Origin of the sequence: Flavobacterium amnicola, from assembly GCF_004122165.1 — a bacterium.
GTDB lineage: Bacteria > Bacteroidota > Bacteroidia > Flavobacteriales > Flavobacteriaceae > Flavobacterium > Flavobacterium amnicola.
In genome coordinates, this window is record NZ_SBKO01000001.1 from 409,053 (window position 1) to 434,261 (window position 25,209).

At 35.1% G+C, this 25,209-nt stretch carries 23 protein-coding genes; 2 read left to right on the plus strand and 21 right to left on the minus strand.

What is annotated here, in order from left to right; genetic code table 11:
• Positions 1-2: 2 nt before the first annotated feature.
• From EQG63_RS01895 to EQG63_RS01905, 4 genes are all read right to left on the minus strand, one after another.
• Entirely contained in the window at positions 3-2,195 is a 2,193-nt protein-coding gene (locus EQG63_RS01895; protein ID WP_129433861.1) for a peptidase domain-containing ABC transporter, read from the minus strand.
• 345 nt (positions 2,196-2,540) lie between these two features.
• Positions 2,541-2,714: a hypothetical protein gene (locus tag EQG63_RS12210; protein WP_164974437.1), complete on the minus strand. Its 174-nt coding sequence runs from the start codon at positions 2,712-2,714 to the stop codon at positions 2,541-2,543.
• A gap of 140 nt (positions 2,715-2,854) precedes the next feature.
• Positions 2,855-5,605, minus strand: coding sequence for a T9SS type A sorting domain-containing protein (locus tag EQG63_RS01900; RefSeq protein ID WP_129433864.1), 2,751 nt, complete (start codon positions 5,603-5,605; stop codon positions 2,855-2,857).
• Positions 5,606-5,667: 62 nt separating this feature from the next.
• Entirely contained in the window at positions 5,668-7,239 is a 1,572-nt protein-coding gene (locus EQG63_RS01905; protein WP_164974438.1) for a vitamin K epoxide reductase family protein, read from the minus strand.
• A gap of 258 nt (positions 7,240-7,497) precedes the next feature.
• Here EQG63_RS01905 and EQG63_RS01910 point away from each other — a divergent pair, with 258 nt between their 5' ends.
• Positions 7,498-7,722 (plus strand): hypothetical protein, encoded by a 225-nt coding sequence (locus EQG63_RS01910; protein ID WP_129433868.1) that lies wholly within the window; start codon positions 7,498-7,500, stop codon positions 7,720-7,722.
• On the opposite strand, the gene EQG63_RS01915 is transcribed toward EQG63_RS01910, so the two are convergent.
• A complete protein-coding gene (locus EQG63_RS01915; RefSeq protein WP_164974439.1) occupies positions 7,719-9,452 on the minus strand; it encodes a helix-turn-helix domain-containing protein in 1,734 nt (577 codons plus the stop codon). The genes EQG63_RS01910 and EQG63_RS01915 overlap by 4 nt on opposite strands.
• A 233-nt stretch (positions 9,453-9,685) precedes the next feature.
• On the opposite strand from EQG63_RS01915, the gene EQG63_RS12215 reads away from it, so the two are divergent.
• Positions 9,686-9,826 (plus strand): hypothetical protein, encoded by a 141-nt coding sequence (locus EQG63_RS12215; protein ID WP_164974440.1) that lies wholly within the window; start codon positions 9,686-9,688, stop codon positions 9,824-9,826.
• A gap of 62 nt (positions 9,827-9,888) precedes the next feature.
• Here the strand turns inward: EQG63_RS12215 and EQG63_RS01920 are convergent, their stop codons facing one another.
• The 16 genes from EQG63_RS01920 to EQG63_RS01995 all read right to left on the minus strand — a co-directional run bounded on the left by EQG63_RS01920 (position 9,889) and on the right by EQG63_RS01995 (position 25,118).
• Complete coding sequence (locus EQG63_RS01920; RefSeq protein WP_129433872.1) at positions 9,889-11,259, minus strand: NADH-quinone oxidoreductase subunit N; 1,371 nt, start codon at positions 11,257-11,259, stop codon at positions 9,889-9,891.
• 53 nt (positions 11,260-11,312) lie between these two features.
• Complete coding sequence (locus tag EQG63_RS01925) at positions 11,313-12,752, minus strand: complex I subunit 4 family protein (RefSeq protein ID WP_129433875.1); 1,440 nt, start codon at positions 12,750-12,752, stop codon at positions 11,313-11,315.
• Between the two features lie 12 nt (positions 12,753-12,764).
• Positions 12,765-14,648, minus strand: coding sequence for an NADH-quinone oxidoreductase subunit L (gene nuoL, locus EQG63_RS01930; protein WP_129433877.1), 1,884 nt, complete (start codon positions 14,646-14,648; stop codon positions 12,765-12,767).
• Between the two features lie 6 nt (positions 14,649-14,654).
• Positions 14,655-14,975 carry an NADH-quinone oxidoreductase subunit NuoK gene (gene nuoK / locus EQG63_RS01935; protein WP_129433879.1) on the minus strand — a complete coding sequence of 107 codons (321 nt, stop codon included), beginning with the start codon at positions 14,973-14,975 and terminating at the stop codon, positions 14,655-14,657.
• A 1-nt stretch (position 14,976) separates the two neighbouring features.
• Positions 14,977-15,486, minus strand: coding sequence for an NADH-quinone oxidoreductase subunit J family protein (locus tag EQG63_RS01940; protein ID WP_129433881.1), 510 nt, complete (start codon positions 15,484-15,486; stop codon positions 14,977-14,979).
• A gap of 1 nt (position 15,487) precedes the next feature.
• Positions 15,488-16,027: a NuoI/complex I 23 kDa subunit family protein gene (locus tag EQG63_RS01945; RefSeq protein ID WP_129433884.1), complete on the minus strand. Its 540-nt coding sequence runs from the start codon at positions 16,025-16,027 to the stop codon at positions 15,488-15,490.
• Between the two features lie 4 nt (positions 16,028-16,031).
• The gene (nuoH, locus tag EQG63_RS01950; RefSeq protein WP_129433886.1) at positions 16,032-17,069 is read right to left on the minus strand and encodes an NADH-quinone oxidoreductase subunit NuoH; all 1,038 of its coding nucleotides are present in this window, start codon (positions 17,067-17,069) and stop codon (positions 16,032-16,034) included.
• Positions 17,070-17,072: 3 nt separating this feature from the next.
• A complete protein-coding gene (locus tag EQG63_RS01955) occupies positions 17,073-18,101 on the minus strand; it encodes a 2Fe-2S iron-sulfur cluster-binding protein (RefSeq protein ID WP_129433888.1) in 1,029 nt (342 codons plus the stop codon).
• A 38-nt stretch (positions 18,102-18,139) separates the two neighbouring features.
• On the minus strand, positions 18,140-19,507 hold the full coding sequence (nuoF, locus tag EQG63_RS01960) for an NADH-quinone oxidoreductase subunit NuoF (protein ID WP_129433890.1): 1,368 nt from the start codon (positions 19,505-19,507) through the stop codon (positions 18,140-18,142).
• 4 nt (positions 19,508-19,511) lie between these two features.
• Entirely contained in the window at positions 19,512-20,042 is a 531-nt protein-coding gene (locus tag EQG63_RS01965) for an NADH-quinone oxidoreductase subunit NuoE family protein (protein ID WP_129433892.1), read from the minus strand.
• A 5-nt stretch (positions 20,043-20,047) separates the two neighbouring features.
• The gene (locus EQG63_RS01970; protein WP_129433894.1) at positions 20,048-21,283 is read right to left on the minus strand and encodes an NADH-quinone oxidoreductase subunit D; all 1,236 of its coding nucleotides are present in this window, start codon (positions 21,281-21,283) and stop codon (positions 20,048-20,050) included.
• Between the two features lie 21 nt (positions 21,284-21,304).
• Positions 21,305-21,826: an NADH-quinone oxidoreductase subunit C gene (locus EQG63_RS01975; protein WP_129433897.1), complete on the minus strand. Its 522-nt coding sequence runs from the start codon at positions 21,824-21,826 to the stop codon at positions 21,305-21,307.
• Positions 21,827-21,828: 2 nt separating this feature from the next.
• Positions 21,829-22,380: an NADH-quinone oxidoreductase subunit B gene (locus tag EQG63_RS01980; protein ID WP_129433901.1), complete on the minus strand. Its 552-nt coding sequence runs from the start codon at positions 22,378-22,380 to the stop codon at positions 21,829-21,831.
• Positions 22,381-22,390: 10 nt separating this feature from the next.
• Positions 22,391-22,756, minus strand: a complete 366-nt coding sequence (locus EQG63_RS01985) for an NADH-quinone oxidoreductase subunit A (protein ID WP_129433903.1) — start codon at positions 22,754-22,756, stop codon at positions 22,391-22,393.
• Positions 22,757-22,919: 163 nt separating this feature from the next.
• On the minus strand, positions 22,920-24,464 hold the full coding sequence (locus tag EQG63_RS01990) for an Rne/Rng family ribonuclease (RefSeq protein WP_129433905.1): 1,545 nt from the start codon (positions 24,462-24,464) through the stop codon (positions 22,920-22,922).
• 363 nt (positions 24,465-24,827) lie between these two features.
• Positions 24,828-25,118 (minus strand): HU family DNA-binding protein, encoded by a 291-nt coding sequence (locus EQG63_RS01995; protein ID WP_129433907.1) that lies wholly within the window; start codon positions 25,116-25,118, stop codon positions 24,828-24,830.
• Positions 25,119-25,209 lie beyond the last annotated feature (91 nt).

Below are 25,209 nucleotides of genomic sequence, written 5' to 3' on the forward strand. Positions count from 1 at the left end.
AATTAATTTCCTAATTGTAACTGATTGCGAACCAGTTCAAAATAATTTCCTTTTTGTTCTACTAAAGCCGAATGATTCCCCATTTCGATAATCTTTCCTTTATCGAGGACTACAATTTGATCGGCGTTCATTACTGTACTCAATCGGTGTGCGATGACCACTACGGTTTTATCCTTGAAGAACAAATCCAATTTGCGCATGATTTCCTTTTCATTGTTGGCATCTAAAGCCGAAGTAGCTTCGTCAAAAAACAACATTTCCGGGTTTTTATACACCGCTCTTGCAATCAGCAAACGTTGCTTTTGCCCGGTACTCATCCCGACGCCTTCCGAACCAATTTTAGTATTGTACCCCAAGGGTAATCCAGAGACGTATTCTTTTATATTGGCCACATCGGCCGCATACACAAGGCGTTCTTTGTCAATGATGTCAACCCCAACCGCAATATTATTGGCAATCGTATCATTGAATATAAACCCTTCCTGCATAACCGCCCCAATATTGTTTCGCCATGCTTTTTGAGAAATGTTTTTTAATTGTGTATTTCCGATGCTTATTTCTCCTTTTTCTGGATCATAAAATTTAAGTAATAATTTCATTAGTGTGGTCTTTCCACTTCCGCTGACACCCACAATTGCCGTTACTTTTTTGGCAGGAATCACTAAATTTAAATTTTCAAGTACGGGCACATCATTCCCTAAGTATCGGTAAGATAAATTTTTAATAACAATATCTTCTTCTTGAGGGACATCATTCGTTTGCAGTACTTCTTGTTGGATTTCATCTTCTTTTTCATGAATTTCCGACAAACGTGCTAAGGATATTTTGGCGTCTTGTAATTCTCTTACAAAACTTATCAATTGTGTGACTGGACCGTTCAAACTTCCCACAATAGAACTGATGGCCATCATCATCCCTAAAGTAATTTGGCCGTCGATTACTAATTTGGCAGAGATAAATACAATAAAAATATTTTTCAATTCATTAATCACCGAAGAACCAATGGTTTGCGTTTGTTCCAAAACCAATCCTTTCATCGACACGCGGAACAATCGGGCTTGCACATATTCCCAGCCCCAACGTTTTTGCTTTTCAGCATTATGCAGCTTGATTTCTTGCATGCCGTTAATGAGCTCCATTACTTTACTCTGTTCTTGCGAAACTTCTGAGAATCGTTTGTAATCTAATGCTTCCCTGCGCTTTAAAAACAAGGTTATCCAACCAAAATACAGCAAACTTCCAATGAAAAAAACAGCAAAAATTTGTACGTTATAATAAGCCAAAACACCTCCCATGATGACCATATTCACCACCGAAAACAAAACATTTAAGGAAGAAGTGGTCAGAATTTTTTCGATGCGATGGTGATCGTTAATACGTTGCATGATATCTCCCGTCATTCTCACATCAAAGAACGATATGGGCAAATTCATCAGTTTGATAAAAAAATCAGAAATCAAAGAAATATTGATGCGAGTCGAAAGATGCAACATGATCCAACTTCGAATCAATTCTAATCCTGTTCTTCCTGCAAATAGAAATAATTGTGCAAAAAGAATAAGATAGATAAAATTTAGGTTTTGATTTTGTATCCCAACATCTACTATGCTTTGGGTTAAAAATGGAAAAATTAATTGCAACAAACTTCCTGCTAACAAACCGATGCTCAACTGCGTTATAAAAGATTTATAGCGCCATACGTATTGAGACAACATTCCGAAGCCTAGCCCTTTTTTCTCCTCTTTATCAAATTCAGATTGATAAAATTTGGGTGTAGGTTCAATTAATAATGCAATTCCCTCCTGTGTGGTTTCCGAAGCATTATTGCCAATCCAAAATTTGATAAACTCTTCTTTATTGTATTGAAGTAATCCGAAAGCAGGATCAGAAATACAATAGTTGCCCTTTTTGATGTCGTGCAGCACCACATAATGTTCCTTATTCCAATGTAAAATACAAGGCAACGGAGCTTCTTCTAAACTTTCTAGATTTAATTTTACGCCAAGGGTTCTAAATCCAATTTTCTCGGCCGCATCACTCAAGAATAGTAAATTACTTCCTTCACGAGTAGTCTCACTAAAATCACGTAATTGCTGAATGTTGATCGTTTTTCCGTAGTGTTTGGAAACTATTTTTAAACAGGTGGGCCCGCAATCTTTGGTATCGGCTTGTATATAATTTGGAAATTTTTTCAAGGCTTTATATTTTGGTTTCAAAAATAAGTAAAAAACTGCCTAAAAAAAATTTAGGCAGTTTAAAGATCTCAATATTAAAGACCTAGTTCACAACAAACATTAGCCATTTTACAAGCTCCAGAATTTGTTATAAATCCAGGCAAACAAACTACTCCAGCAGTTTTTCAATAACAACTTCCTCCTTGAATTGCATTGTTACAAGCTATTGTAATACCCCATTGATTGATTTTTGCTCATTATTAGATAATTGTTGAGCATCATCTAGGTTTAAAATGTTTTTTAACATGATATTTGCTTTTAAAATTGAAAAAATGGAGAATGCTCTCCTATAAAATGGAATTAGATTTATCTGCAAATAATTTTACCTGCAGTATCAAACCCGATGCATTCTTTACCTTCAGGACAAATAGCAGTTGCATCTTCACAACTTCTATAAATTCTTAATCCACCATTAATTTCTTTTTGCTCATTATTAGATAATTGTTGAGCACCGTCTAAGTTTAAAATGTTTTTTAACATGATATTTAATTTAAAATTTAATTATTAGTCCAATCATTTTAAGACATTTGAACCTTATGTCTATCGTTGCAACAATATTTTGAAAAACAAAGTTTGGATTGTCTGTGAATAACCGATTCTCCAAACTTTGTTTCGACCCTTTATTTTTTGACAATTATTTTGTTGATGGTCTCTTCTCCCCTTTGAATTTTCAAGAAATAGGTTCCGTTAACAAAATTGGACAAATCAATTTGTGGATTGTTTTGAGGTATCGTTTTTTCAACAACAACTTGTCCCAAAGCAGTATAAACAGCTACCTTAACATTAGTTTCAGATGAATGTTGATGATCCAATTGAATGCTAAACACTCCTGAACTAGGATTTGGATACACCGATACAACCCCTATCTTGCTTTCTGTTTTTAATTCATTATTTGAAGTTCTGCCTGCTGCCTCTCCCCATAATTCAACCGTGGCAGTAGCGCAACTTGATGGATTAGCCAATTCACAAATGGTATAGTTGGATTGGTAATGAAACCATCCGGTTGGCAATCCCAAAGAAACAATTATATCTCCATAAGTAGGACTTCCCACATTGGTATCGATAGAAAAATAAGGATTTGGAGTATACGTGATTGAAACTGCAGAAGGAGTTACTGGTGAGGCTCCATACACATCATTCGTAAAAACATTTAAGTTACCACTAACATAATTTCCATTGGAATCAAAATAAATACTGTCTGGATTTGCTCTTAGACCAACTGTCACATATACTTTTCTAGGAGAAGTACAATTAGTCGACAAACACGGTTGACATAAATAATAAGCAATTGAATAATCACCATTTGGCGTTCCAGCTGCAACAGTAACAGTACCATCTGGATTTAATGTAATTCCAGGGAGTTGAGTACCAGGATATGGCATCACAACCACATTAGAGGAATTACAAGGGATTCCGCCTATAGTATCATTAACTAAAATGGAATCAATGCTTGTTGTACCAGCAGCTACACCAACATAAGCATCTGTAATTACAATCGTTTGAGGAGTAGCAGATTGAGTTACTGTAATTGTCACTACAGCTTCATTACTTTGACTAGCACAACTGTCATTTAATAACAATTTGTATTTTAACTTATAGATTCCTGTGGGTGTCCCAACACCAATAGTTATAATTCCATTTGTTCCCAAAGAAATACTTCCAGTAGTAGGAATTGGATTTAACGAGCCTGGCACTTGTTGTACCGTAATACCCGGTGTTGTTGCTAATATAGGGTTTCCGTTTAGTGTGTCTGGATACGTTGGATTAGCATATTTTACATTCATTTTCATAGGAATACATTCATCATAGCTAAAAGAATCGTTTGCCGCTACTAAAACATTACTGCTACCAGAAACATCTACTTTAATTATACCTATATTACTACAAGAAGGACATGAACCTAAAGTGCAAATTTGATAGGTTAATGTATAAATTCCTACTGGAGTTCCAGCCAATAGGGTTATAGTTCCATTTGCATTTAATGTTATTCCTCCATTGGTTGGAGTTGGACTCGCTGCACTTAGTGGTACAATTACCAATCCTGAAAGTGGAGATGCAATTGCTGTTCCATTCATAGTATCATTTGCTTGAACAGTCACCGTAGAAGTTGTAGTTGTACAACTATTCATGAAGATTGAATCATTATTGGCAACTAAGGTTACGATTGGAACTGGAGCTTGTTGATGCTGTTGTATTAACTGAGGAAGTCCGATTTCTGACTTTGTAGCTGTTGTATGTGTTGCATCGGTAATTAATGTAATTGCATTGGCTGTAAAAGTAGCCGTAGTAAGATTTGCGTTTGAAATTCTTCCCAAACTCACCCTTCTGTTTGAAACATAGATATTATTATCAGGAGCCAACTGCACTTCTAAAACAGAACAAGAAGTATTAACAGGAACGATAAAATCAGACAAAGCAGCATTTGTAAGCATGTTTCTTCTTTTGATTTTATTATTACCCTCGCTGTAATATAGAATATTGCCGTTAAATGAAAACTCTACACCATACGCTGAAGCAGCTAATCCAAAATTATTATTGAACACAACAACTCCTGTAGATCGGTTAAAAGTACCTGCTCTAACTGAATGTACACCTTGGTAGGTTACTGCTTTAGCAATTCTCACGACATTTGGAGATATGTCGGATTGAGAAATTTTCAACTTGCCTGTATCGCCTACAGATGCTGTCCCATGAGGTGGTGTAGGCACCAAATACGAACTAAATGGTCTATTCGCTACTCCAGCCCCATCTACTACACCATTGCTGGTAACCAAATACGAATAGATGAAATCATTCACTTGAGCAATAACCCAATAATCGACTCCGTTACTATGTTTTGCCGTGGTAATACATTCGTATTCATTCCCTATTTGATTTCCAAAGTGATTCAATAAAGGCGTTGTATTAGTTCCCGAAGCATTGTTGAGAACTGTTGCGACTCTTGTGCATGGATCAATTGTGATTTCAGAAAAAAATAGTCCTGCTTCATAACTTGTAATTCCATTAGTAGTAAAAGCGTAGAAATTATTTCTGTTTCCTGGTCTTGGCAGAAAAACAATGTTTTGAGAAGACGACATGTCTCCCATTAAGTTAGTTCCATTCACAATAGGTTGATGATTGGCTCCTAAAATTGTTTTTCCATCGGAATAAAGAAGTAAATCTCCTGTGTTATAATCGGAAATCGTTGCACATCCTTCCATTCCCCAAAAATCATTTCCTGAGGGCATAATTTCAGATGCGGGTTGTGTAATTGTCCCGCCAGCAAAATTTAAATGAGCATGAGTACCAAAATACCAATGTCTGTTTTGCTGTTGAGCAAAATTTACTGCTGAAAATAAGAGCAGTGTAACTACTAATAATTGTTTTTTCATAATAAATAGTAAAGATTTAAATTACTCTAAGCGTATAGAGACAGTTAGAGCTTCTGCCTGATTTATGCTTCAATTGCGATAGTATCTTCCAAGACTTGTTTCTCTTCCGAAAAATCATTTAAAAAATACTTCAACTCGTTTATTTCATATTGTGTAGGAAACAATTTCTCATTGATCAATTTGACAGGAGTATAATTGAATTTATTTTGAAGACACCATAGGTATTGAATAGCAATCTGATGATTCACTTTCGTATCAATCCTTTTGACCGTCCACTTTTCTTTCCATTGATTGAGTTCCATTTTTTTAACATGCCAATCTGTTAAAGCTTCTTCCGCATTTTGAGGAAATAAGGCATTAATGGAAAGTAACGTCTCCACCACAATCGTATACGGATTGTTATTGTTTTCTGGATTAATATTAAAGAGCACTTGTAAAAAAACACGCTCTGAATAGTTCTTTACCAACTCTATAGCTTCCTGAAAAGCCGTATGGCAATGCCCACAACTTGGACTAATGATTATCGTTAATTGAACTTCCGCATTTACATTCCCTATTTGAATACCCTCAAGTTCCTGGAATCCATCAATTTGAGGAATCGTTTTGGATAAAAATGTGAAGAGTTTAAAATCTCTTTTGAATCGCTTGAGCTCATTGACTTCGCTTTCAAATTGTAGTTTTTTAGTAATGATAGGTTTGACCAAAAACCATAAAGAAGTGATCACAATAGCGGCAAACAAAACCGCATATACATTAACAGAAAGAAGTATTTTCAAAAATGATGCGGTTGTGAGTCCAAAAACCAAACCTTGCGATACAATTAACAACGAAACCGCTAAACACAACACACACCATTTTTTTAATTCAAATTTTTGCAACCAAATGGAATAGACAATAATGGGTAACATGACTAGGCTTAAAAAACCAACTAGTACTCCCGAATTTTTTGGTTGCATTAAAATCGCCATCACACTAATAGCAAAGAAAAGTAAGGGCAAATCGGAAAAACTCAGCCATTTGTTAATAGTGCTTATTTCGGATTGTATCACCGAATCGCAAGAAGCTTTTGTGTTAAGAGAACACAATTTTGTAGCCATTTCATTTTTAATGCCGAATTTTTCCTGTACAATAAAAACACTCACTACTAATCCTAGGATTGAAGTTGACAACAACAAAAATTCTGTTAAACCATAGGATTTAAAAAATAGCGATACTGTAATTAAGGCTATACAAGGCAAAATGTATAAGTACCATTTTGAAAAAGGATACTTCAATTTGGTGGTTGAAACAAGATTCGGTTCGACAGCAATAACAAGTTGGTTCCATCGGTTTAAAAAATCATCAAACGACAATTTAAAGAAACTACCTTTTATTGTTTCGATTTCTACATGTGCTACTTTTTTATGCACTAATACAAATTCTCCATCTAATAGGGCTAGAAAATAATCGGGCAACTCAATAAATTGTTCTTTGGGAATTCTTGCAGCGATATTCTCAATGTGAAGTAAGCTCAAAGTATCGGTTACTGCATACAAACTCGGATAATTGGGATGAGACAAATAAGACGACTCAAACGCTTCGTTTTTATCATTGTATTTATTAATCTCTAAATACTTCGTTACTAAATTTACCATCGTGTATTGGTTTACAATCGTGGAATAAAACATTTAATTCCGAGGCAAATATTTAACGATTTTGAAGTAAAAAAAAGGGCATGCTTTTACAATTTGTAAATTATAACATACATAATTTATAAATTATTTAGGTAAAAAATAAGGTTAAAATTCTAATTATCAAAAACTTACATTTTTAACTAAATTAAAAACAAGCTATACTCTAAAAACAACGATTTACTTTTTCTTTTCTCCTTAAATTTGAAAAAAAAATAATTTATGAAAACTAAAAAACTAAATTTAGACCGTTTTAAAGATTTGCAACTAACAACTGAAGAAAGTAAAAATATTATTTGTGGGATAGATGACAAACCGAAGCCAAAAGTTGTAATTATTCCCGGTGGTGGTCCAACTGACCCTCCAATCACTTGCTATTATGATTTTGATGATGTCCTTATATATTGTAAACGTGCAGATGGCACTATAATAAGTGGAACTTATTAATCATTCATCCTTTTAACAAACTGAGCCGGAGTTACTCCGGTTCTTTTATTAAAAGACTTTGTGAAGGAAATAGCATTTTTAAACCCAACGCTTTCTGCAATCGCCTGAGTAGAATATTTGCGATAAGTAGGATTCGTAATAATCTCATTTATTGCATAATTTATTTTAAGTTCATTTACATAATCACTAAAACTTTTTTCAAATTTCTTATTGACTACATAAGACAAATAAGTAGTATTCGTCTTTATTTTATTAGCAACATATTGCAATGTAAATCCTTCTTTTAAAAATTCATTTTTATCAATAAGTTTAGAAAATTTTTGTATTAGTTCATTTTCTTTGTCTTCATCTAAATTAAACGAACTGCTTTTTTTATTTTTTTCTAAATCCGAAAAAGCTTCATTATTATCAATTACTTTTTTAGTATTCGCGATTGTTTCAAATTCAAGTAATAAATTATTAAATTTTTTATCATTTACTTTTTTATTGCGATAGTTTATAAGTAAAATGATTATCAATAAAAAAATAACGGCAATTCCTCCCCATTTCAAAAGACTTTCTATCAAAACCTGCCTTTTGAACTTATCTCTTATTTGAATCATTTCATTCTCTAAATTCTTTTTCCCTAAAAGAAAATTCACCTCGCTTTTTTCTGCATTCTTTTTGGCTTCACTTGATTCAAAATTGTTTAAATAAATTTTAGCATGTTGTAAAGCTTTTGAAGGTTCCTTTTTAATTTCATAAATTTTTGCTTGATAATAATTAGAATCTAAATACTGACTTTTATCAAATTTATTGACGTTGTAAATAGAATCTGATTTTACAAAATAGACTAATGCTTCATCGAATTTTTGGGTATTATAATACGAAATACCCATATTATAACATATTTGAGCACTTTCTAATTTTTGATTGTTTTCTTTTAAATCAACCAAAAGACTTAAATAGGTTTTAATGGCGTCCGGATAATTGTCTTTGAGACAATAAATATTTCCCAACCCACTTTTGGCTCTAATTTTATTGGATAGTAAATTAGTGGAAACAAAAAGGGCTTTGGAATAAAAGTATTTAGCTGAATCGAGTGATTTTTTATCTAAATCTGAATTGTGTAATGACTCATATAAGCTCCCTAAACAGATATTAATATTACTTTTATTGTTTTCATATTTTTCCTTTGAAATTTTTAACTGGTATTTGTCAATTAATTCATCTGACTTTCGTGCTTCTTTAATTGCCAATTTATAATTCCCTGCACTTCCATATAACGAAGCGATATTGTATCCGAACTTGATGACTTGCAATTTGTCATCTGTTTTCATAGCAATCTTTTTTCCCGCTTCATATTTTAACAAAGCATTACTCAAATTTCCTCTAATGGATTCGGACAAACCTCCATAATTAAGTAAATAAGCATGCAGTTTTGTTTTATCATTCGATGCTGGAACCTTTTCTAAATAACTTAATGATTTCTTGTATAATTTTTTGGATTGTATACTATCGCCTTTTAGCTGGTACAAATACGATTTAATTCCGTACGCAAACGATTTGTGTAAATTGTTAGTTGATTTTTCAATTTTATTGGCATAAACAAATGAACTATCTATGTTAGAATTGATTAATAATCGAGCTTTGTCATGCAGTTTTTGATATTCGGTATCGCTCAACTTTATTGTCTGAGAAAAAGATAAAGTGCTGAAGAACAAAAAACAAAAATGGATTATAAACTTCATTGGAAAGTACATTTGGAACGTTGCAAAACTAATAAAAAAAGGTTCACGTAAAACGGAACCTTTTTTGTTTTTAATATCGTAAAATCTTTAGCTGATCAAATTCAAAACTAAATTTACTATTCACTTTTGACTTAAAATTTTTAGATAAATTTAATTTAGAAAAAATGCCACAATGTCTGTTTGTTTTCTCAAAAAAAAGTAAATTGCTTCTATAATTATTAAAAGAAATTTTCATGGAATTAAAGAAATTCGAGGATAAGGCACTTAACATATCCCAACAAAAAAAAGTGAAAGGTGGAAGTACAACTGATCCCATAAAGAAACCGCTAGGGCCAATTACAGGTGGTACTGCTTCTGGTAATGGTGATGGGTAAAAAGTCTAAAAAACAAAAGAGGCTCGTTTTACACGAGCCTCTTTTGTTTTTTATATCAACATCTAACTGATCAAATTCAAAACTAGATTAGGCATTAAACCTATAGCAATATTGGCAACCAATAATAAAATGGCAACAATCTTATAAACCAAAGGAATTGAAGTTAATTCTTGCTCACTATCTTTCGTATACATGGCTAAAATGATTTTAAAATAATAGCCTACACTAATGATAGAACTTATAATGGCGACAATTACCAATACAATCCAACCGGTTTGAATGACTTGACTTAATAAAAAGAATTTAGCAAAAAATCCAGATAAAATTGGAATTCCAGCCATAGACAATAATGATGTAGTCACCACTGCTGCTAATAAAGGATGTGTTTTCCCAAATCCGTTGAAGTTATCAATCGTTTCATTCTCTTTGTCTTTCATTACATAAAAAATCACAGCAAAAATGGCTAATCCCGCTACAGCATAAGACGTTGCATAGTACAACAAAATATTTGCTGAGTTGTTCGAAATTAATAAAGTCATCACCATAAACCCTGCATGTGAAATACCCGAAAATGCCAACATACGTTTCACATTGTTTTGACGTAAGGCCATGATATTTCCAAGCAGCATAGAAGCCATAGCCACTACCACAATAATCATTTGAAAAGCATACGTTTGACCTGGCACTAAAATAATAGCTAATTTATACAACGTAGCCACTGCAATAACTTTGGCCAGTGTACTCATGGTTGCTGTAGTTAATGCTGGTGCACCTTCATATACATCGGGAGCCCAAAAATGGAAAGGAACTGCCGCTATTTTAAACAACATTCCTATAACGACCATAATCGTTCCAATAATGTACCATTGCGGATAAGAGGCTGTATGTGTTACTTGATAAATTGTTGTCAAATCGAAACTTCCAGTTGCGCCGTAAATAAGTGCTATTCCGAAAAGAATAATCCCCGATGCGAAAGATCCCATCAAGAAATATTTCATTCCTGCTTCATTACTTTTAAGACTCAATCGATTACTTGCTGCTAAAATGTAAAGCGAAATAGACAACACTTCAATTCCTAAAAAGAACATCGCTAGGTTTCCAAAAGAGACCATTGCAACTCCACCAGCCAACATGAACACTTTAATCGCAACAAAATCAGAAATTTTAGTAGGTCTGTCTTTGTAAAACTCATGACTCATGGTAATCAAAACTGTAGTAATCACAATAAATAAGCTTGAAAAAGCTACCGAAAACCGATCTACTAACATCATATTGTTATAGAATGTTCCCAACGTATTGTATACCGAAATATTATACCCTAAAATCGCCAACAATCCTAAAATAGTGATTGGAACAATTGCTTTTCTTGCATTAAACATTTCTACAAGTAAACAAAGTACTCCTAATCCTGATATCGCTATTAATGTATTCATTTTTTAAAATTTGTTATTTAAAGTGAAAGTATTCACTTCAAATTATATCTAAATTATAATCTATTAATTCTTCCAACAATTTCTTGTAACGGAGGTGTAACTAAATCGCTAATTGGTTTTGGATACATTCCAAAAAACAGTAAGACCGCGATAATGACCACAAAAACGATAATTTCTTGCGTTGTTACCACTGCAAAAACTCTTGAATCTTTATCTCCAAGCATTACATTTTTAAACATATTCAGCATATAAACAGCTCCTAAAATAATGGTTGTCCCCGCTATAATTGCAAACCAAATATTAACATTATACAAACTGTAAAGCAATGTAAATTCTCCTACGAAATTAAAAGTAGATGGCAATGCTACCGAAGCCAACATTACAATCATAAAAAGGGAGGCAAATTTAGAATCCTGAATTCTAATACCACCCATTTCTGCAATTTCTTGCGTTTGAAAACGTCTTTCGATAACTTCAGCTGCAAAAAACAAACCAACCACTACAAATCCGTGCGCAATCATTTGTAAAACCGCTCCACGCAATCCATCAACTGATAAACTATACGCCCCAGCCGCAATTAATCCAACGTGGGCCAATGACGAATATGCTAGTAATTTTTTTAAGTTTCTTTGTTTTAAAGCCACAATAGAACCGTATACCACGCCTACAACACTTAAGGCAATAAAAATATTCATATAGGTCTTAGCCGCTATTGGTGCAATAGGCAATTGCCAACGAATCACACTGTACAATCCCATTTTTAGCATAATTCCTGAAAGTAACATTGTTCCTACTGCCGGTGCTTTTTGATAGGTATTTGCCTGCCAAGTATGGAAAGGGAAAATTGGAATTTTAATGGCGTATGCTAAAAAGAAAGCTAAGAAAATCCAAAATTGCTCTTGAGAAGTCAATCGAACTGCATATAAATCACTTAACATTAATGAACCTGCTTTTTGGAACAGATAAATAAATGCTACTAACATAAATAATGAACCTGCCAATGTAAAAATGAAGAACTTAATAATCGCTCTTTTTCTTTCTTCGACATCACCATTACCCCAAACTAAAGCGATAAAGTAAATCGGAATCAAAGCCAATTCCCAGAAAATATAATATAAAAAGGCATCAGCACTTAAAAAAGTTCCAATCATGGCAAACGACATGAATAATACCAAAGCATAAAATGTCTTGCTATTATTGTATTGATTTCCGAAAGAGGAGAATATAATTATGGTGGTCAAGAAAGTCGTTAATAACAACATTGCTAATGACAATCCATCTACTTGTAATGCAATAAATACATTCGGATTGGTAATCCATTGTGAAATAAAACTTGGATTAATCCCAGCCTGGTGTAAATTCAAAATATAAACTGAAAATACTGCCGACGCTAAACTGAATACTAGCGCGACTGTTTTAGCCAATTTATCTCCAGCAAAATAGGTCGCTATTGCTCCAAATAATAAAAGAATGAGTATAAATGATACGTTCATTATGTGTAATTATTAAACTAAAAATAAATAAATTAAAATCGAAGAAAGTCCTAAAACAAAAGCGAAAAGATATACTCCCACACTTCCGTTTTGTACTAATTTCCCTTGATTTCCAATTGAGTTCGTAACTTTTCCTAAACCAAATAATAATTCAGAAACAGCAGTTTCAATATATTTTCTAAAGAAATGTGATAATTTGTATAACGGATTTACGATCAACATCTCGTAAGCTTCATCCACATAAAACTTGTTATATAAAACTTTTGCAATTCCAGTAATTTCCGAATCTTGCTCAGGTACTTCTTGTTTTTTAAGGTATTTAGCATATGCCATTCCAATTCCGACTAAAGCACCAACCGTTGCAATTCCCATCAACATATAAGCGGTTCCATCTAAATGATGTGCTTCATGCGCTTTGTGAAATAACGGTGCTAAATAATGGTTCAACCAACTATTACCTGGTAAACTAATTAATCCACCAACAGCAGCTAGGATTGCTAAGATTACTAATGGAATAGTAATTAACGCTGGACTTTCGTGTAAATGCTTTTTTTGATGTTCGGTTCCTCTAAAATCATTGAAGAAAGTCAAATACATCAATCTGAACATATAAAATGCAGTCATAATGGAAGCAATAGAACCTACCACCCATAAAATTGTATTTCCGTGAAAAGCAGTCATTAAAATTTCATCCTTCGACCAGAAACCAGCGAAAGGGAAAATTCCTGAAATCGCTAACGTCGAAATCATCATCGTCCAAAACGTAATTGGCATCACTTTTTTCAAGCCACCCATATTACGCATGTCTTGTTCTCCATGCAAAGCATGAATTACCGATCCTGAACCTAAGAACAAACACGCTTTAAAGAAAGCATGAGTAATTACGTGGAAAACGGCTACTTCGTACGCTCCCAATCCTAAAGCTAAGAACATAAGTCCTAATTGTGAAACGGTAGAATACGCCAATACTTTTTTGATATCGTTTTGCACCAATCCGATAGCGGCAGCAACAATTGCAGTACCTGCTCCAATTACAGCAATGATTGTTTGAACATTTGGCGCTAAATCGAAGACAAAATTCAAACGAGTAACCATAAAGATACCAGCAGTAACCATCGTCGCAGCGTGAATTAAAGCCGAAACCGGTGTTGGTCCCGCCATGGCGTCTGGTAACCAGGTGTATAATGGAATTTGAGCCGATTTTCCGGTTGCTCCAATAAATAAACATAAAGCAGCAATACTAATTAAAGCAGAATCGGTAGCTGATAATTCTTGAGAAAAAATATCTCTGGCAATAAGATGATAATCCAAACTTCCAAAAACATACGCTAGGATAAAAATCCCAATCAATAAGCCTAAATCACCCACACGGTTCATGATGAACGCCTTTTTGGCCGCATCGTTATAGTCTTGGTTTTTATACCAGAACCCAATTAGTAAGTATGAACATAGTCCAACACCTTCCCAACCGATGAACATCACCAATAAGTTGCTTCCCATAACCAATGTAATCATAAAGAAAACAAACAGATTTAAGTAGGCAAAAAACTTGTGCATGTTCTCGTCATCATGCATGTAACTGATCGAATACATATGAATCAACGTTCCGATTCCAGTAACGAACAACAACCACAGCACAGACAGTTGGTCTAGTAAAAATGACATGTCGATTTGAAAACTTTCCAATGCAATCCATGGAAATAATTTTACTTCAATTGGTTTTCCTGTTGATTGTATTTGCATGAAAAAGTAAGTAGTCGCAAAAAACGAAATCAATATCGAAAGCGTTCCTAACAATCCTACAAATCCTTTTCCTGCTTTTTTTCCAAAAAAGATATTAGCAAGGAAACCAAAAAATGGTGCTAAAACTAATACTAAAGCTAAATTTTTCTCCATTAGTATTTATCCTTTTAAATTTTTTAAATTATCAATATCAATTGATCCTGTATTTCTGAAAATCGAGACTAAAATAGACAAACCAACTGCTACTTCAGCGGCAGCCACTGCCATCGAGAAGAACACGAATACTTGGCCTTGCGCATCTTGATGATAGGTTGAGAAAGCCACTAAAAGCAAATTCACTGCATTCAGCATAATTTCGATAGACATAAACATGATAATGGCATTTCGGCGGTATAACACTCCAAAAGCCCCTATACAAAACAGTAATACTGATAAGTATATGTAATTTTCAATTCCTATTTGTTCTAATATATTTTGCATCTTACTGAATTGAAGTTGATTTTTTAGACAATAATACCGCACCAATCATTGCTACTAATAATAAAACAGAAGCAAATTCGAAAGGAACCATATATTCGTTTAGTAATACTTTACCCAACACTTTTATCGATTGATAATCTTGTCCTGATTGTTTGTAAGTGTCAATAATTGGCATTGTTTTGATAAAAGTAGCCAACATAACAAAACCCAACAATCCGAAAGCGATAGCCGCAGAAATTTTAGACAATAGGTTTTTATTGGGTTCGTTTTCTTTATTCAGGTTCATTAACATGATGGTAAAAAGTATCAATACCATGATGGCTCCTGCATACACAATAATATGAACTAGAGAAAGAAACTGTGCATTGAACATTAAATAATGTCCCGCAACACTAAAGAAACATAATACTAAATAAATCGCACTATGTATTGGATTTTTACTAACCACCGTCAAAAATCCAGTAGCCAAAGTAAACGCCGCTAAAATATAGAATATAGTAAGTATCGACATATTAGTTAATTGATTTAGAATTTTTAATGGCCATTTCTAGTGGCATTACCAATTTATCTTTTCCATAGATAAAATCTTCACGGTTCGAAGCCGATTTTACAATCACTTTCGATTCGGTTAAGTAAATGGCATCTTTTGGACAAGCTTCTTCACACAAACCACAGAAAATACAACGTAGCATATTGATTTCATATACTGAGGCGTATTTTTCTTCACGGTATAGATTCTCTTCTCCCTTTTTACGCTCTGCAGCCGTCATGGTAATTGCTTCTGCCGGACAAGCCACCGCACACATACCACAAGCGGTACAGTTTTCACGACCTAACTCATCACGCTTTAACATATGCTGACCACGATATACCGGGCTGAACTCACGTTTTTGTTCCGGATATTTAATGGTAACTTTTCTTCTGAATAAGTGTTTGATAGTAATCACCAATCCTTTAGCAATGGCAACGATGTACAAACTTTCCAAGAAGCTCATCTTTTTGTTTGAGACTTCTTTTTTTCTTCCTGATAATGAAATGGTATCTAATGACATTTTATTATAATTTATCAGCTATAATTATGATAATTCCCGTCAATACAATATTAGCAATCGCTAACGGAATTAACATTTTCCAACCTAAGTTCATTAATTGATCGTATCTGAAACGTGGTATTGTCCAACGAATCCACATATAGAAAAATATGAAGAAACAGATTTTGACAAAAAGCACCACAATTCCAAGGATATTGGCAATATTGGCTCCTGCATTTTCTGCCATCCAATCCATTCCCGGATAGTTATACGCTCCGAAGTACAAGATTGACAAGATTGCAGAAGAGATAAACATAGCCGCATATTCTCCAAACAAATAGAATCCCATTTTCATCGACGAATACTCGGTATGGTGACCACCAATAAGTTCGGCCTCACACTCTGCTAAATCGAAAGGCGTTCTGTTAGTTTCCGCAAAAGAACACACTAAAAAGATTAAAAATCCAACCGGCTGGTAGAAAATATTCCAATTCATTCCGTGTTGTTGTGCAGCCATTTCGCGTAAACTCAACGTTCCACTCATCATAATTAAAGCGATAATGGATAATCCCATCGCTACTTCATACGAAATCATTTGAGAGGAAGCGCGAAGTGCACTCATTAATGAGTATTTATTGTTGGATGCCCAACCACCAATCATAATTCCATAAACACTGGTAGATAAAACGGCAAAAACATACAATAACGCTACATCAATATCTGTCGCTTGAAGCACAACTGTACTACCTGCGATTTCCAAAGTATCACCCCAAGGAATCACCGCACTGGTAATCAAGGCCATACTCATAGAGATGGCTGGTCCTAAGATGAATAAAAATTTATTAGGAGTATCGGGCATAAACTCTTCTTTAGAGAAAAGTTTCAAACCGTCTGCTAAAGGCTGAAACAATCCAAGAGGTCCTGCTCTGTTTGGTCCTACACGATCCTGAAGCCAAGCGGCTACTTTACGTTCTGCCCATGTAGAATACATGGCCATTAACATCGTAATTGCAAAAATTACGGTAATAAATATTCCTTTTTCTATGATAATTGCACTGTCCATTTCTTATTGTTTTGAATTTTCAGCGTTCTCCAAAGGAACATCAATCATACTAATTTTTTTGCGATCTTCCTCACGTCCGATAAGAATGTGGTCTTCCGTTTTGATTTCCACTTTCGGAACATGAAGTGCATATTTGTTACGATTAATTACCGAAGTTTTCTCGAATGTACGAGGCCCTTCAATAGTCCAATCATTTACTTCTTTTTTGTCGAAACGACAGGTATTACAGATAAATTCATCCACTTCATGGTATTCATCTTTTCTTCCTGTCACACGTTGGATTTCGTTACCGAACATCCAAACAGTTGTTTTTCCACAACATTTATCACAATCTCTGTGTGCGTTGTACGGTTTACTAAACCATACTCTCGATTTGAATCGGAAGGTTTTATCCGTCAAAGCGCCAACCGGACACACATCAATCATATTTCCTGACATTTCGTTATCGATGGCTTTGGAAATACAAGTTGAAATATTTGCATGATCGCCACGATCCATTACACCGTGTACACGTTTGTCTGTTAGCTGATCGGCTACCTGAACACAACGTTGGCATAAAATACAACGGTTCATATGCAATTGAATGTTCGGACCAATATCTTCGGGTTCGAAAGTTCTTTTGGTTTCGATAAAACGAGTTTCCGATTTTCCGTGTTCAAAACTTAGATTTTGTAAATCACATTCTCCTGCTTGGTCACACACCGGACAATCCAATGGGTGATTGATCAACAAGAATTCTGTAACCGATTTACGAGCTTCTTGTACTCTTGGAGAAGCTTTACTGGCTATTTCCATACCATCTTGACAACCCGTTACACAAGAAGCAACCAATTTTGGCATTGGTCTAGGATCGGCTTCGCTCCCTTTGGTAACATCTACCAAACAGCAACGACATTTTCCTCCGCTTCCTTCTAATTTTGAATAATAACACATGGCTGGTGGCACTACTTCGCCACCAATCATTCTTGCAGCTTGCAAGATTGTTGTTCCTGGTTCGACTTCTATCGATTGACCATCTATTGTTACTTTCATATCTATAAATATGTCACTCCTATGGAGTTTTAATATTCTTAAACTGTTTGTTTTGCGACTAAATGACGAACTTTTTCAAAAGGCTCGTTTACAAAGTGCTCTCTATTTTTAATTTTTTCTGGGAAACGAACATGGTATTCAAATTCTTCTCTGAAATGACGAATAGCGGCTGCTACCGGCCAAGATGCCGCATCTCCTAAAGGACAAATCGTATTTCCTTCAATTTTAGACTGAATACTCCATAACAATTCGATATCTTCTTCACGACCGTGACCGTTTTCGATACGGTGTAAAATTTGTTCTAACCAACCGGTTCCTTCACGACAAGGCGTACATTGACCGCAGGATTCGTGGTGATAGAAACGGGAGAAATTCCAAGTGTTACGAACAATACAAGCCGTATCATTGTACACGATAAATCCTCCAGAGCCCAACATCGAACCCGTTGCGAATCCACCATCCGATAATGATTCGTAAGACATCAAACGATCTTCACCGGCTGCTGTTTTGTAAATCAAATGTGCTGGTAAAATAGGCACCGAAGAACCTCCTGGCACTAATGCCTTCAAAGGTCTATCGTCGTACATTCCTCCTAAATATTCGTCGGAATTCATAAATTCTTCTACCGAAAGTCCTAATTCAATTTCGTATACTCCTGGATTTTTGATATGTCCTGAAGCCGAAATCAATTTTGTTCCTGTAGAACGACCAATCCCAATTTTAGCGTATTCTTCTCCTGTATTTAATACAATCCAAGGCACTGCTGCGATAGATTCCACATTGTTCACTACCGTTGGGTTTTGCCATAATCCTTTTACCGCTGGGAAAGGTGGTTTGATACGAGGATTTCCTCTTTTTCCTTCCAACGATTCGATAAGCGCAGTTTCTTCTCCACAAATGTAAGCTCCTGCACCAACATGAACGTACAAATCCAAATCATAACCTGAACCCAATATGTTTTTTCCTAACCAACCAGCAGCTTTTGCTTCGGCGATAGCTCTTTCTAAAATTTTATACACCCACATATATTCTCCACGAATGTAGATATACGAAAGGTTCGCACCTAAAGCATAAGACGAAGTGATCATCCCTTCGATCAATAAGTGCGGAATATATTCCATTAAATAACGATCTTTGAACGTACCCGGCTCCGATTCATCGGCATTACATACCAAATGACGTGGGTTACCCGATTTTTTATCGATAAAGCTCCATTTCATTCCTACAGGGAAACCTGCACCACCACGACCACGAATTCCAGAAGTTTTTACTTCTTCCGTAACTTCATCAGGAGTCATTTGTTTCAATGCTTTTTCTACAGAAGCATACCCGCCATTTTGACGATACACTTCATAGGTTTTAATCCCCGGAATATTAATTTTGTCTAATAATATCTTTTTTCCCATAGCACTATTTGTCCAATAATGTTACTTTACCCGCTTTACAGTCGTCTATAAGCTGGTCTACTTTTTCTTTGGTCAAGTTTTCATGGTAAAAATCACCCAATTGTAACATTGGTGCATATCCACAAGCGCCTAAACATTCTACACCACGCACTTCGAAAAGTCCGTCGGGAGAAGTTTCCCCTATTTTAACCCCTAATTTTTCACAAGTGTAATCCATTAAGTTTTCTACACCACGGGTTACACAACAAGACGTTTGGCAGAATTCGAACATGTACTTACCTATTGGTCTTCTGTTGAACATCGTATAAAACGACACCACTTCATAAACTTCAACGGGTAAAATACCTAGAATTTCAGCCACTTTGTCCTGTAATTCATAGCTCAACCAATGATCATGAGCATCCTGTACTTCATGCAACACTGGAATTAATGCTGATTTACGTTTGTCTTCAGGATAACGACTCGTTAACTCGTTAATACGAGCCATTAACTCTGGAGTAATATTTATTTCTTGCTTAAAATTATGTTTTTCCATACTCATTATGCGTCTAATTCGCCAGCGATAACATTTAAACTTGATAGTGTTGCAATAGCATCAGAAAGATTCTGACCTCTTACCATGTCGTTAAATGCTTGATAATATATAAAACACGGTCTTCTAAAATGTAAACGATATGGGGTACGGCTTCCGTCTGTAATTAAATAGAAACCTAACTCTCCATTTCCACCTTCCACTGGATGGTATACTTCTGTTAGAGGCACTGGAATTTCACCCATCACAATTTTAAAGTGATAAATCAACGATTCCATAGTGGTGTATACATCTTCTTTTGGAGGCAAGTAATATTCAGGAACATCAGCATGGAAATTACCTTCCGGCATTTTGGCTAAGGCTTGTTTGATAATTTTCAAACTCTCCCAAATTTCTGCGTTACGTACACAAAAACGATCGTAGGTATCTCCTGATTTTCCTACTGGAATATCGAATTCAAAATCTTCGTACGACGAATACGGTTGTGCCACACGAATATCATAATCGATTCCCGCGGCACGTAAATTTGGACCTGTAAAACCATAACTCATAGCTTTTTCAGCAGAAATTGGCCCTACATTGATGGTTCTGTCCATAAAAATACGGTTACGCACCAAAAGGTTTTCAAATTCTTGCCAAGCTGCTGGAAATTCCTCAAGGAAAGCATCGATTTTAGACCAAACGGCTGGTGACCAATCTCTTTCGAAACCACCAATACGTCCCATATTGGTTGTTAAACGAGCCCCACAAATTTCTTCGTAGATTTCGTAAATTTTTTCACGGAATTGGAATACATATAAGAAACCAGTTAAAGCTCCTGTATCTACTCCTAATACCGAGTTACAAATGATATGATCGGCAATACGCGCCAACTCCATCACGATAACACGCATGTATTGTACGCGTTTAGGCACTTCAATACCTAAGGCTTTTTCGATAGTCATCCACCACCCCATATTGTTGATAGGCGCCGAACAATAGTTCAAACGATCGGTCAATACGGTAATTTGGTAAAACGGACGATTTTCAGCAATTTTTTCAAATGCTCTATGAATGTATCCTACAGTACTTTCGCCATCTAGAATTCGTTCTCCATCCATTAAAAGAATGTTTTGAAAGATTCCGTGTGTCGCTGGGTGCGTAGGTCCTAAGTTTAATATAGAAAGTTCGCTTCCGTCTTCATTTCTTCTTTGATTGATGACGCTAGCGTAACGTTGTTCTGGTGGTAATAATAACTCTGACATGGATAAGGTATTTCAGGTTTATTAACAATTTTGTTGTGTTCTTCCGAAGAAACGGTCGTCTTTATCGGTACGACCTCCGTCTTCTAATGGGAATTCCCTACGCATAGGAAACACCGTCATTTCATCCATATTCAGGATACGTTTTAACTGCGGATGTCCTTTGAAAATAATTCCGAAGAAATCGTACGTTTCACGCTCCATCCAGTTGGCTCCTAAAAATAAAGGAACAACCGAATCAATTTCCGGATTGGACGCTGGAAGAAAACTTTTTATTCTGATGCGAACATTATCTACCCAATTGTGCAGATGATACACTACAGCAAACTGACGCTCTTCAGCATATTCTGGATAATGAACACCACAAACGTCGGTTAGAAAATTAAAACGAAGTATTTCGTCTTCTTTAAGGTATTTCATCACTTCTAAAATGGCATCGGGTGCTACCTCAAAAGTTAGGATATCGTGTAATTGCACAAAATCGGCAACTTTTAATCCGAATTGGTCAATTACTTTTTGTTGAATTACAGCGCTCTCTAAAGCCATACTTATTTGATGTTATAAGAACCTAATAAATCTTTATACTCGTCGGAACTACGGCGGCGAACCGATTCACTTTTTACAATGTCTTGCAAACGCATTACGCCATCTAAAATTTGCTCTGGTCTTGGCGGACAACCTGGCACATAAACATCTACCGGTATCACTTTATCGATTCCTTGCAAAACAGAATACGTATCAAAAACACCTCCAGAAGAAGCACAAGCTCCCACCGCGATCACCCATTTAGGCTCGGCCATTTGTTCGTATACCTGACGTAAAATAGGCGCCATTTTTTTAGCAATAGTTCCCATTACTAAAAGCATATCGGCCTGACGAGGAGAAAAACTCATACGCTCAGAACCGAAACGTGCCACATCATAATGCGATGCCATGGTTGCCATAAACTCAATTCCACAACAAGACGTTGCGAAGGGTAATGGCCAAAGTGAATTGGCACGAGCCAACCCAACTACATCACTTAATTTTGTAGCAAAAAAACCTTCTCCAGCATAACCTGCTGGTGCCTCAGCCATTGTATATTTAGAAGTATCACTCATAATTAAATCTTTATTCCCACTCTAATCCTTTTTTCTTGATCACATAGTAGAACCCGATTACTAATAGCGCCATGAAAAGCCCCATTTTAGCCAATCCTTCCATTCCCATTTCGCGGAAATTCACTGCCCAAGGATACATAAAGATCACCTCAACATCAAACAATACGAAAAGTATAGCTACTAAGAAATATTTTACAGAGAAAGGAATACGTGCATTTCCAACGGATTCGATACCACATTCGAAGTTCTTGTCTTTATTAGCCGAATGACGCTTAGGCCCTAACAATCCCGAAATAAAGATTGTAGCACCTACAAATCCTACAGCCAAACCAACTTGCATAAGGATAGGTATAAAATCTAACTGATTTGTTTGCATAGTTTTTGAATAGTTTTATCCGAACTACAAAGATAATTGGGTTGAATTAAATAACAATTATAAAATTGAATTTCGTCGAAAAAATAAGTGTTAAAAACGTTATTTTTATTCGTTCTAAACAATAAACAAAAAAACCGCCAAGATTTCTCAAGGCGGTTTATTTTTAATCTAGTATAGAATTTCCGTTTTCGTCAAAAAACTTGTATTCTAAATACGTGTAAGCGTCACGCGGTATGATTTTTACCCATTTTTTATGTTCAAAAAACCATTTTGAACGTATTGATGGAAAACCTTTGGTAAGGTAGGCAGCAATAAACGGATGTACATTTAAACGTACTTTTTTATGCTGCTTGATAATTCTTTCGATATCGGAAGCGATTTTAGGAATAATTTGAATTGGCGCGTCAATTTCGCCATTTTCATTATTCGGATCTTCTTCACGTGTTTTAATATTCACCTCTGGTCGTACTCGTTGACGAGTAATTTGCACCAGTCCAAATTTACTTGGAGGCAATATTTTGTGTTTTGCTTTATCGTCACTCATTTCTTCCTTTAAGAAGTCGTATAACACTTTTCGGTTATCCGGATTTTGCATGTCAATAAAATCGACTACTATAATTCCTCCCATGTCTCGTAATCGTAATTGACGTGCCACTTCAGCTGCTGCAATTAGATTGACTTCCAAAGCCGTATCTTCTTGTGAAGCTGCTTTGTTGGAACGGTTACCGCTGTTTACATCGATAACGTGCATGGCTTCTGTGTGTTCTATGATTAGGTAAGCCCCTTTACTCATAGAAACGGTTCGGCCAAAAGAAGTTTTAATTTGTCGCTCTATATTGTACTTTTCAAAAAGCGGTACTTCTTTAGAGTTGTAGAGTTTAACGATTGATTCTTTCCCGGGAGCTATTTCTTGTAAATAGTCCTTCGTTTCTTCCAATAATTCTTTATCATCTAAAATAACAGCACTGAATGTGTCGTTAAAAACATCTCTTAAAATCGAAGATGCTCTGTTTAGCTCTCCTAAAATTTTAGATGGATGATGTGCCGTTGGAAGTCTTTTACTCATTGATGTCCATTTGTCCATCAAGTTTTGTAAATCTTTGTCAATTTCGGCTACTTTTTTGCCTTCGGCTACTGTGCGAACAATAACCCCAAATCCTTTTGGTTTGATGGATTGCACCAATCTTTTAAGTCTGTCTTTTTCATCTTTCGAATCAATTTTTTGAGAAATCGAAACTCTTTCAGAAAATGGAACCAAGACGATATATCTACCGGCTAAAGAAAGTTCAGAACTTATTCTTGGACCTTTGGTGGATATTGGTTCTTTAACTACTTGCACCAGTATAGATTGATTGGCACTTAGCACATCGGCTATGGTTCCATCTTTATCTATTTCTGGCTCAAAAGAAAATGTTTTTAGGGAAAAATCTTTTAATTTACCTGCGCTTACTTGTTTGATGAATTTCAACTGAGAAGCTAAATTTGGACCTAAATCGTGGTAATGCAAAAAGGCATCTTTATCGTGCCCCACGTTTACAAAAGCTGCATTAAGTCCGGCAACTGGTTTTCTGATTTTGGCGATAAAAATATCTCCAACCTGAAAGTTGCTTGTTTCTTCTTCTTTGTGTAATTCAACTAGTTTTCCATCTTTTAATAAGGCAAAATCTACAGCGTCTTGACTTGATCTAATAATAAGTTCTTTATTCACACTATACATTTTTATCCCAACTTTTAGTTTACAGTTTACGGTTTACAGTTTAAAAAACTCATAACTCATAACTTATAACTGAATGTAAGGATGGATTAAACATTATGTTACAGGTTTACACCCGAAGAAATTTTAGATTTTTAAGAGATCAGACTTCAGAAATTTCCGCTATCGTCACTCTTAAATTTACAATCTTAAATTTCAATTTCAATGAACGTTTAAAAAGAAAAAAGTAGTTTAGAACTACTTTTTCTTTTTGTGACGGTTAGCTCTCGCTCTTTTCTTACGTTTGTGAGTAGCTACCTTATGTCTTTTTCTTTTTTTACCACTTGGCATAACTTTGTAGTTTTATTGATTAGTAAATTATTTTGTTTCGTTATTTGTTTTCACTCCTTCTACAAACACTTTAGCTGGTTTGAATGCTGGAATATTGTGAGCAGGAATTTTAATAGTAGTGTTTTTTGAAATGTTTCTACCTGTTTTTTCCGCTCTTGTTTTAACGATAAAACTTCCGAAACCTCTTAAGTAAACGTTATCACCTGTTTCCAATGAATTTTTTACTTCGTCCATAAAAGACTCTACTGTAGCTTGAACATCTCCTTTTTCTAAGCCTAATTTGTCAGCAATTTTAGCTACGATATCTGCTTTTGTCATTTTAATTATATAATTAAGTTTATGTAATTTTTTGAGGTTGCAAATATATAAATTAAAAAAAGAATAATTCAAGTATAAATGATTAAAATTT